Source organism: Sphingomonas sp. CCH5-D11 (assembly GCF_001557395.1).
GTDB lineage: Bacteria > Pseudomonadota > Alphaproteobacteria > Sphingomonadales > Sphingomonadaceae > Sphingomonas.
In genome coordinates this window covers 1-9,718 of the sequence record NZ_LSKH01000091.1, presented here as the reverse complement: position 1 = coordinate 9,718, position 9,718 = coordinate 1, and the positions used below count along the sequence as shown (strand labels likewise).

The following is a 9,718-nucleotide window of genomic DNA, read 5'->3' as shown; positions in this document are numbered from 1 at the left end:
GGCCCGCCGTTTTCGCAGATGACGACCTCAAAGGCTTCAAAGGTGGATTGGGCCACGGCATCGAGGCAATGGGCGATCAGCGCGGGATCGCGGAACGAGACGATGCACACCGCAAGGCTGGTCAAGCGTTCGCCCCCACCAAACGCAGCAGCCCGTCGGCAAAGCGCCAAAGACGAAGGCGGGCCAGCGTTGCCGCACCACGGCGGCGCTCACGGGCATTGGCGAGCGCGGGGCTGGCGATGATCCGTGGCAGGTGAACCAGGATGGAGAGCGGCATCGCCGCCGTCGCTGCCAACCAGCGAAGACGGCCTGCGGGACTCATCATCATATTGGCGTGCAGTTCCGCATTGAGGCGCCGCCATTTCACCAGCAAGGAGCGCCAGTCAGTCCGCGCCGGGTGCGCGACCACCGCATCCTGAGCATAGCCGAGACGATAGCCGAGGGCGCGTGCACGCAGGCACCAATCGCGATCTTCGGACATGCCCACGCGGAACGGCCCGGTTGCGAGATACACGTCGCGCCGGCAGAAGAGGTTCGCCGTGACGGAAAACCCCTCCCGTTCCACATAGCGGCGATTGTTAAAGGCGAAGACCGCCTCATAGGCCTCCGCGCCGGACTTCGTGCCCGGCGTGAAGAGGAGGGTCATCGCGCCCCCAACCACGTCATGATCGTCAAGACGGGCAAGGCCCGCGGCCAGCCAGCCCGGGTCGGGCACGCAATCCGCGTCCGTGAAGGCAAGGATGCGCCCGCGTGCGACGGCCGCCGCCGCATTGCGCGCTGGGCCGGCGCCCTTGTCGGTGGCGAACACCAGCCGTGCCCGCCCAGCAATCGCGCTACGCACCATGGCGCCGCCGCAGGGGCTGAGATTGTCGCCCACCACGATCTCGTACCGGCTGCCCGGCACCGTCTGCGCCGCGAGGGCCGCGAGGCAGCGATCCAACCCGGCAAGATCGCTGAAGTGCGGAATGATGATGCTGACGTCGACCATGATCGTCATGCCGCCGCGGCAAGGCCGCGCCATTGGCGCAGCAGTCCAGTGGTGGGGTGAAAGGCGAGCGCGGGATTGTCCCGAACGAGCGCGCGAAGGCCGGCGAGGTCGAGTTCCCACCAGCGGCTTTGTTCAAGGGCGGCCTGCACGTCGCGGGGAAAGCGTTCGCGCAGGACTCGCGCGGGATTGCCGGCCACCACGGCGTAGCGCGGCACGTCACGGGTCACGATCGCCCCGGCACCGATAATGCTTCCGCGCCCGATCCGGCGACACCCCGGAAGGATGATGGCGTGGTGCCCGATCCAGACATCATCCTCGATGACCTGCGGATCATCATAATGGATGTCGGCATCCACCACCCCGAACTTGCGTTCGTACAGGGCCGGATGGGTGGTGATCGCCTCCACCGGATGATTGATCGGCGCGGATCGCGCCGTTTTGGCGATGGAGCAATATCGGCCGACGATCAGCGGCCCCGGCATGCGCCACTGGTCAAAGCAGCCATAGCTGTAGAGACCGACGTCAATGCGGTGGCGATCCCGAAACCATTGTCGCAGCGCAAGGCTTCCGAACGGATCCCGCTGCCAGCGCCAGATCCGCGCACGTTCGATGGCCCGTGACACCAGCCCCAACATCGCCGCCCCCGCCTGCCTTTCCTGCCGCCAACAATAGCTGAAGCGGCCAGAGTGGGTCGGCTAAAGCATTCGAAACGGAGCCAGTTTCACGCCCGGATGGCGAGCGCGCCGAGGATCAACGCCGCCGCGATCGCGGCCAACTGGACGGTTCGCCAATCGATCAACCCGACGGCGTCGGGATCGTGCCGCCGGGTGCGCCGGCTGTCGCGCCAGGCCGCTCCCGCTGCGGCCACCCCGCAGGATGCTGCCGCCCCGAGCAGCACCGCTTGCGTTGCCATTCTTCTGCCTCCAAACCCGACGCCATGAACCTGTTCGAGGGAGAGAGATAATGCGCACGATCGGCATTGCGACCTTGTTGCTCGCGACCGCGACGGCAGCGACCGCCCAGCATGAATCGCACCAGCAGGTGCAGGCTTCTCCCGAAATCAGGACCGCGGTGCAGAGCGCTCAGCGCAGCGACGTCAACCGCCAGCGCGACGATTTTCGTCATCCCGCAGAAACGCTGGCGTTTTTCGGTGTGAAGCCGACGGACACCGTGGTGGAGTTCAGCCCGGGCGGCGGCTGGTACACCGAAATTCTCGCGCCGCTGGTGAAGGGCAAAGGACGCTATGTCGCGCTGGTGAATGCGCGCGGCGTGGCCGGCACGGAAAAGATGCTGGCGGACAAGCAGGCATGGTTCGGCACGACCACCGTGGCGACCATCGACGGGGCGAGCGGGACGAGCACGGTTCCGGCCGGCAGCGCGGACGTGGTGCTGACGTTTCGCAATGTCCACAATCTGCTGATGAACGACGATCCGGCGGTTGCCGGACGCGCCTTCGCCGCCTTTCATGCAATGCTGAAGCCCGGCGGCACGCTGGGCGTGGTGGATCATCGCCTGCCGGAAGCGATGGACACGGCGCTCGAGAAGAAGAGCGGCTACATCAAACGGTCAACGGTGGTGCGACTGGCGGAGGCGGCCGGGTTCAAGCTGGCGGGCGAAAGCGAAGTGAACGCCAATGCCAAGGACACCCACGATCATCCTGAGGGCGTGTGGACGCTGCCGCCGACCTTCCGCCTGAAGGACGTGGACCGCAGCAAATATGCAGCAATCGGCGAAAGCGACCGCTTCACGCTGAAGTTCGTAAAGGCGAAGTAAGAGGCTGAAGGCCATGGTGAAGACAACCGAAGAACTCGCCCTGATGCGCGAATCCGGCAGGTTGCTGGCGTCCGTGTTCGAGATGCTCGACGGGCAGCAGCTCGCGGGAATGTCGACGCTTGCCGTCAACGACCTGGTCGAGCGGTTCATCACCATGGATCTGGGCGCGCGGCCGGCCAGCAAGGGGCAATATGGCTTTGCCTATGTCCTGAACTGCTCGATCAACCATGTGGTGTGCCATGGCGTCCCCGATGCGGACGAGATCATCCGCGACGGGGACATCATCAATCTGGACATCACGCTGGAGAAGAACGGCTTCATTGCCGATTCCAGCAAGACCTATCTGGTGGGCAACCCGCCGCCCGCCGCGCGCCGGCTGGTCCGCGTGGCGCAAGAAGCGATGTGGAAGGGCATTCGGCAGGTTCGGCCGGGCGCACGGCTGGGCGATATCGGCGCCGCCATTGAGCGCCATGCCAAGAAGAACGGCTATTCCGTCGTGCGGGAGTTCTGCGGCCATGGCATCGGCCGCGAGATGCACGAAGACCCGCAGGTGCTGAACTTTGGGCGGCCGGGCACGGGAACGGTGCTGCGCGAGGGCATGACCTTTACCATCGAGCCGATGATCAATCAGGGAAGCGGCAAGGTTTCAACCGAGGATGATGGCTGGACGGTGGTGACGAACGACCGGAAGCTTTCGGCCCAGTTCGAACATACGGTGGCCGTGACGAGCGACGGGGTGGAGGTGTTGACCCTGCGCGGCGACGAGCGTCCGCTGGCCGCCGCCCACGCCTGATCCCGGCGAGGATCGAAGGCGCGCGCGGGCAAGATCCGGCGCGCTCTTCGAAAACCCGGACGTTCAGCCGGCGAGCTTGTTCACCTTGTCCTGCAGACTGGCCAGTTCCGCCTTCAGCGCCGCGATCTCATCGTCCTTGCTGGCGGCGGGCGGCGGCGTTGCCGGCTTGAAGGCGCTGGTGGCCGCTTCGAACATGGCCATGTTGCGCTTCGCCATCTCCGCGAAGGGCGAACCGGCGAAGGCCCCTTCGACCGCAGATTTAAACTGCGCCTGATTGCGACGGAAGCTGTCCATCGACGCTTCCAGATAGCCAGGCACCATCGCCTGCATCGAATCACCATACATTGCGATCAATTGCCGCAGGAAGTTGACCGGCAGCATAGGTTGTTCCCCCCGCCCCTCCTCTTCCATGATGATCTGCGTAAGGATATTATGCGTGATGTCTTCGTCGGTCTTGGCATCGACAACCTTGAACTCCCGCCCCTCGCGAGTCATCGCGGCGAGATGTTCGAGGGTGATGTATGACGAACTTTCGGTATTGTAGAGACGGCGATTGGCGTATTTCTTGATGATGATCGCGCCCTCTCCGCTGTGCTGTTTTTTCATCGCGATGCCCCGCTCATGACGTCTTACTGCGCTACAGCATCTGTTATGGCACCGCAACACGGCCCAAGGCCACTCCCCCTGTTCCTGAACATGCTGCGCAACGAAACTGCAGCATCGCCATCCAGAATGGTCACGGCCCTGGCGGGATTGCGCCGCTATCAGGAAGCGCCGCGGACCAAACGGCGTATGGCAAAAGCGGTACGTCGCCTGGGCCACGCGCGGCTGCGCGACTATGGTGGCCGGGGACGGCCCGTGCTGTTCATCCCATCGCTGATCAACCCGCCGTTCATCCTTGACCTGATGCCTGGCCGATCGCTGATGCGGTGGATCGCCGAGCAGGGCTTTCATGCGTGGTTGCTCGACTGGGGAGAGCCGACGCCCGGAGACGGCGACCTGAGCATCAACGGTCACATCGAGCGCGTGCTGATCCCGGCGATGCAACAGTTCGACGAACCGCCGGTGCTGGTCGGCTATTGCCTGGGCGGAACGATGAGCATCGCTGCCGCGATCGCCGGCGATTGCGCCGGCGTGGCGGCGATCGCCGCGCCTTGGCACTTCCGGGGCTATGGCGAAGCGCGGGACGACATCGGCTCACTCTGGGAAGCGGCCCGCACGGGATGCGAGCAACTCGGTTTGGTGCCGATGGAAGTGCTGCAAACCGGCTTCTGGCGGCTGGACCCCGCCCGAACGGTCGCGAAGTTCGAAAGCTTCGCCACCATGGCTCCGGAGGCTGCAGCCATGTTCATCGCCATGGAGGATTGGGCGAACAGCGGCGCGCCCCTGACCTATGCCGCGGGTGCAGAATTGTTCGAGCAGCTTCTGCTGGCCGATGCGCCTGGCACGCGCGCGTGGCGCGTGGCGGGGAGGCTGATCGATCCGGCTGATCTGACCTGCCCGGCGGTCGAGTTCGTCTCCCTGGGCGATCGGATCGTCCCGGCTGCGACGGCGATCGGCCTTCCCGATCGCCGCGATCTGGGTGCTGGCCATGTCGGGATGGTCGTCGGAAGCCGCGCAAAGGAACAGCTGTGGGAACCGCTGCGCGATTGGCTGGCGGCCATACCCTGATCAGACCCAGATCCGGTCGAAACGGCGGCCCAGACCGGTCAGCAGCTCGTATTGCGACACGCCGGACGCTGCCGACGCATGTGGCAGATCCGAATCGAAGGCGATCCAGTCGCCTTCCCCAACGTCCAGACCGGTCACGTCCATCGCGGTGAGATCCATGGAGACGCGGCCGATGACGGGAACGGCCGTTTCCCCCACATAGGCAAGCCCCCGGCCCGAAAAGGCGCGTCGATAGCCATCGGCATAGCCAAGATTCACGACGGCAACGATGCTGTCCCGCTCCGCGGTCCAGGTAAGATTGTAGCCGACGCGTCCACCGGTCGGCACCGCGCGGCGTTGCAGCACTTCTGCCTCGATCGTGACCACCGGGCGGATCACGCCGGCCAATCCGGCGGAGGGCACGCCGCCGTAGAGCGCGACTCCGGGGCGCGTGAGATCGAACGCATAGTCGCTGCCGAGGGCGATCCCCGCGGAGTTCGCCAAGCTGATCCGGCGTGCGCCGGAGCGGACGGCAATGGCGTCAAGCGCGGCCCGCTGATGGTGGTTGATCGGCGCGTCCTGCTCTTCCGCCGACGCCAAATGGCTCATCAGCGTTTCGACGGGCAGCCCGTCCAGCAGACCGGTGGCGATGTCATCCGGCGAGACGCCGAGCCGGTTCATCCCGGTATCCACCATGATGTCGCACGGTCCTGCGCCGCTCTCGCGCCAGCGCTGTACCTGAGCGACCGTGTTCAGCACGGGGCGGGCGGGAAGCTGGCCCGCGACCGGCAGATCGGCAGCGCGGAGGCCATGCAAAACCGAGATCGAGAGATCTTTCCGGGCGAGTGCGGCAGCTTCTGCCCAGGTGGCGACGAAGAAATCGCGACATCCCGCCTGCTCAAGCCGGGCGACGACTTCTGCCGCGCCAAGGCCATAACCATCCGCCTTCACAGCGGCGCCGCAAGCGGCCGCGCCGCTCATCCGGGCGAGTGCCCGCCAGTTCTCGACGAGGGCGGCCCCGTCCAGCCGCAATCGATTGGGTGCATCCATCCGCAGCCGGATAGCGGCGACCGCATGCGGAAGCTACCATTGCCCTCCCGCCACCCGACACCGGCGGCGGGAGGCAGCGCGGCGGCCTAGTCCTTCAGGCCGGCGGGAACGATACCGCCGTTCTTTTCCAGCTCGCGCATCACCGCCTTGTGCAGCCAGATGTTCATTTCCGCCGAGCCGTCCTTCTCGCCGGTATAGCCGAGCTCGGTGGCGAGCTCCTTTCGATTGGACAGGCTGGACTCGATATCCAGCAGCTTCATCAGGTCCACGATCGACGTACGCCAGTTCAGGGCCGGACCGCCCTTCTTCGCGGCAAGATCAGCCAAGACCTTTTCCACGTCGACCGGTGCTGCTGCCGGTGCCGCCTGCGCAGGCGTCGTGGGTGCCGGCTGTCCCGCGGGTGCCGATGGCGGCGGCGCCTTTGGCGTCGCGGTGGGAGCAGGCGCCGCCTGGGGGGCGGACTTGCCGGAGAACTGGCCACCTAGCGGGCCCTTGTCGCCGAAGATGGCTTTTTTGATCGCGCCGAAGATGCTCACGCCTATGTCTCCGTTTATGGCTGATGGTCGGCAGAACGCGAGATCACCCGCTTTGTGCCCTTGGAACGGCGGAATGGGTGGAGACGTTTAGCCCCCGAAATGACCATACGGATCGCCGGCCTTCTGCTCCTTATACTCGGCGCGTGTGATGCGTTGCCGCGCGATCCCGAACATAGCAGCGAGCGTATTCAGCAAAGCCGCACTTTGAGGATCGGGATCACCGATCCGAAACTGGCGCCGGAGGCGCAGAGGCTGGTTGCAGCATTGGCGCAACAAAATGCAGCACGCCCAATCGTACGCCAGGGCGCGCTGGAGCCGCTGATCGTCGATCTGGACGCGGGCCGACTGGACCTGATCATCGCACCCATGGCGAAAAGATCACCGTGGAAGACGCTGGTCGCACCGGGGCCAGCGCTGACCCACATCGGAGAGGGCAAGGAACGCGTGGAATGGCGCGCGCTGATGAAGAACGGCGAGAACCGCTGGATCATGCAGGTCGAGGGCGCGAGCCGGCGTGTCTCCGGGGAGCAACCTTGAGCGCCGCCGGCACGCCTGCGGAGGCGCTACGCCGGGCCAAGCGGCTCAGCTGGTATCAGCTCGGCTGGTTCACCACGGTCGTCATCGTGATGGGACTAGTGCTTGGGCAGAGCCAGACGATGAAGACGGCCTGGATCGAGGACATGCTGGGCTTCGTGCCCCCGATCGCGTTCCTAGTGGCCGCGCGACTGGAGCAACGGCCCAGGAGCGCACGCTTTCCCTTCGGCTTTGCGCGCGCGAACGGCCTGGGGTTCTTCGTCGCTGCCGTGGCCCTGGCGGCGGTGGGGGCCTTGCTGCTGATCAACGCCGGGATGACGCTGTTCGCCGGTGAGCATGCAACGGTGGGCTCGATCAGCCTGTTCGGGCGTGACGTCTGGCTTGGCTGGCTGATGCTGGCCGCGCAATTCTACGCCCTGATCCCGCCGGTGGTGATCGGCGTGAAGCTGCTGCCGCTGGCGCGAACGCTGAACGACAAGCTGCTGTACACCAATGCGATGATGAACAAGGCCAACTGGCTTACCGGCGCGGCCGGGATCGCCGGAGTGATTGGCCTTGGGCTCGGCTGGTGGTGGGCGGATGCCGTGGCGGCGGGACTGATCTCTCTGGACATCATCAACGATGGCTGGAAGGCGATGCGATCCGCCGCCGCGGAGCTGATCGACGGGGCGCCGCGCGCGCTGAAGAAGCCCGAGGTCTCGGCAGAAGCGACCGCCCTCCACGCCGCGCTCGATCGCCGTTTCCCTGGTGCTGCGATCCTGATGCGAGAGGCCGGACGCCTGATCCATGTCGAGGTACACGGCGTCGCGCCGCCCAGCCCCCTGCCCTCGCGCGAGGAGCTTTGGCCTTGCGGCCGGGAGAGCGCGTGGCGGCTGGCGCAGGTGACGTTCAGGGAGCGGCCGCTGGAGGCCGATCGACACCAGCGCCTTTTCAGATCGACGTGACGCCGAGGATTTCGATCGCGTCGGCGCGGCCGTTGAACGCCACCAACTCGCCTTCCGCTGCGCCCATCATCGCGCGCGGCAGCGGCGCCGAAAAGGCGATCAGTCCGCGGGCCGGATCGGCCTCATCATCGCCGACGATGGCGATTTCCCGTTCCGCACCGTTCAGGCGAAAGCGGACGCGCGAGCCGAACGCCACTTCGTCTGCCGGCGGCGGTGGCGCCAGAATGGCGGTGATCCGGCGCGTGTTCCAGTAGCGCAGCTCTCGTGCGATCTCCTCGCCGCGCGGCTCCTCGGCATGCGCCTGCTCGGCCTCGAGCGCGGCGATCCGCTCTGCGATGAGGGCGAGCCCGCGCTGGGTGACCAGATTGGGTCCGGACGGCAGCGGCAACTCGAAGCGGGGCTCGAGATGCTCCTCGTCGCTGTCACGGCGAAACGCGACGCTCATGCCGTGCCCTGAAACCGCTTGATGATGCCGGAAAAGTCGGTGGCGCCATGGCCGGCATCGTTGAAGGCATCGTATAATTCGGTGGCGCGGGTCGCCATCGGGATATCCGCACCGGCCTCATGCGCGGCCGCCATGGCCAGTCGCAGGTCCTTCAACATCAATGCCGTCGCGAAACCGCCTTCATAATCGCGGTCGGCCGGGCTTTCCGGGCCGACACCGGGAACGGGACAATAGGTGTTGAGCGACCAGCTCTGCGCGGTAGCCTTGCTGGCAATATCGTAGAACACCTGGAGGTCGAGACCGAGCTTCTCCGCCAGCGCGAGCCCTTCGCAGGTCGCGATCATCGTCGCACCGAGGATCAGGTTGTTGCACATCTTCACCGCCTGCCCCGCGCCGCTGGTGCCGGCATGGATCACCGCCTTGCCCATGGCGTCGAGATACGGCTGCGCCAGCGCGAACCCTGTTTCGGTGCCGCCGACCATGAAGGTCAGTGCCCCGCTGTTTGCCGCCGCAATCCCGCCGGAAACTGGCGCGTCGACCGCCTCCAGCCCCTTGGCGGCCGCATCCTGCGCCAGTTGCCGCGCGGTGGCGACGTCGATGGTGGAACAGTCGATCAGGATCGCCGACGGCGCCGCATTGGGGAAGACCGCCTCTGCATAGGTCGAAGCGACATGCGCGCCGGCGGGCAGCATGGTCACGATCGCCTCGGCGCCATCCACCGCCTCGGCGGCGCTGGCCACTGGCAGGCATCCAGCCTTTTTCGCGCGTTCGAGCGCCTCGGGGCTGAGGTCAAAGGCGCGCACGTCATGCCCCGCCTTGGCGAGGTTCGCCGCCATGCCCCCGCCCATATTGCCCAGACCGATGAATGCGACGCGTGCCATTTCAATCTCCCGCCCTCGCCCCTGGACAGGGGAGAGGGATATCGCAGCTTGGCGGCGCAGCCGCCTAGCGAAGGTTGGGAAAGGGGTGGAGCGAGCCACAGGCTCGCGCGGTTCGTGCCGGACC

Annotated in this window: 13 protein-coding genes; 5 read left to right on the top strand and 8 right to left on the bottom strand. The window is 66.0% G+C overall.

All coding sequences use genetic code 11. The annotated features are described in order from the left end of the window. Nucleotides 1-121 precede the first annotated feature (121 nt). From AX702_RS06040 to AX702_RS06030, 3 genes are all read right to left on the bottom strand, one after another. Entirely contained in the window at nucleotides 122-997 is an 876-nt protein-coding gene (locus tag AX702_RS06040; protein WP_231731746.1) for a glycosyltransferase, read from the bottom strand. Next, on the bottom strand, nucleotides 994-1,611 hold the full coding sequence (locus AX702_RS24195; RefSeq protein WP_269450376.1) for a CatB-related O-acetyltransferase: 618 nt from the start codon (nucleotides 1,609-1,611) through the stop codon (nucleotides 994-996). Before AX702_RS24195 ends, AX702_RS06040 begins: the two co-directional genes overlap by 4 nt. Nucleotides 1,612-1,709: 98 nt before the next feature. Then, nucleotides 1,710-1,901 (bottom strand): hypothetical protein, encoded by a 192-nt coding sequence (locus tag AX702_RS06030; protein WP_066777466.1) that lies wholly within the window; start codon nucleotides 1,899-1,901, stop codon nucleotides 1,710-1,712. 50 nt (nucleotides 1,902-1,951) lie between these two features. Here AX702_RS06030 and AX702_RS06025 point away from each other — a divergent pair, with 50 nt between their 5' ends. Further along, nucleotides 1,952-2,761, top strand: a complete 810-nt coding sequence (locus tag AX702_RS06025; RefSeq protein ID WP_066777463.1) for a class I SAM-dependent methyltransferase — start codon at nucleotides 1,952-1,954, stop codon at nucleotides 2,759-2,761. A gap of 13 nt (nucleotides 2,762-2,774) precedes the next feature. Next, nucleotides 2,775-3,554: a type I methionyl aminopeptidase gene (gene map / locus AX702_RS06020; protein ID WP_066777460.1), complete on the top strand. Its 780-nt coding sequence runs from the start codon at nucleotides 2,775-2,777 to the stop codon at nucleotides 3,552-3,554. A gap of 63 nt (nucleotides 3,555-3,617) precedes the next feature. Here the strand turns inward: map and phaR are convergent, their stop codons facing one another. Then, nucleotides 3,618-4,160: a polyhydroxyalkanoate synthesis repressor PhaR gene (gene phaR / locus AX702_RS06015; RefSeq protein WP_066777457.1), complete on the bottom strand. Its 543-nt coding sequence runs from the start codon at nucleotides 4,158-4,160 to the stop codon at nucleotides 3,618-3,620. A 318-nt stretch (nucleotides 4,161-4,478) separates the two neighbouring features. Here phaR and AX702_RS06010 point away from each other — a divergent pair, with 318 nt between their 5' ends. Then, complete coding sequence (locus AX702_RS06010; RefSeq protein WP_331710380.1) at nucleotides 4,479-5,225, top strand: alpha/beta hydrolase; 747 nt, start codon at nucleotides 4,479-4,481, stop codon at nucleotides 5,223-5,225. On the opposite strand, the gene alr is transcribed toward AX702_RS06010, so the two are convergent. Further along, complete coding sequence (gene alr, locus AX702_RS06005; protein WP_066777453.1) at nucleotides 5,226-6,254, bottom strand: alanine racemase; 1,029 nt, start codon at nucleotides 6,252-6,254, stop codon at nucleotides 5,226-5,228. Between the two features lie 86 nt (nucleotides 6,255-6,340). Then, nucleotides 6,341-6,790, bottom strand: coding sequence for a DUF3597 domain-containing protein (locus tag AX702_RS06000; RefSeq protein WP_066777451.1), 450 nt, complete (start codon nucleotides 6,788-6,790; stop codon nucleotides 6,341-6,343). Nucleotides 6,791-6,889: 99 nt separating this feature from the next. Between AX702_RS06000 and AX702_RS05995 the strand changes: the two genes are divergently transcribed. After that, nucleotides 6,890-7,327: a hypothetical protein gene (locus AX702_RS05995; RefSeq protein ID WP_082746006.1), complete on the top strand. Its 438-nt coding sequence runs from the start codon at nucleotides 6,890-6,892 to the stop codon at nucleotides 7,325-7,327. Next, a complete protein-coding gene (locus AX702_RS05990; RefSeq protein WP_066777446.1) occupies nucleotides 7,324-8,268 on the top strand; it encodes a cation transporter in 945 nt (314 codons plus the stop codon). The genes AX702_RS05995 and AX702_RS05990 overlap by 4 nt, the downstream gene beginning before the upstream one ends. On the opposite strand, the gene AX702_RS05985 is transcribed toward AX702_RS05990, so the two are convergent. Further along, nucleotides 8,255-8,713 carry a GreA/GreB family elongation factor gene (locus AX702_RS05985; RefSeq protein WP_066777443.1) on the bottom strand — a complete coding sequence of 153 codons (459 nt, stop codon included), beginning with the start codon at nucleotides 8,711-8,713 and terminating at the stop codon, nucleotides 8,255-8,257. The genes AX702_RS05990 and AX702_RS05985 overlap by 14 nt on opposite strands. Further along, nucleotides 8,710-9,654, bottom strand: a complete 945-nt coding sequence (gene mmsB, locus AX702_RS05980; protein WP_082746010.1) for a 3-hydroxyisobutyrate dehydrogenase — start codon at nucleotides 9,652-9,654, stop codon at nucleotides 8,710-8,712. Before mmsB ends, AX702_RS05985 begins: the two co-directional genes overlap by 4 nt. Nucleotides 9,655-9,718: the final 64 nt, after the last annotated feature.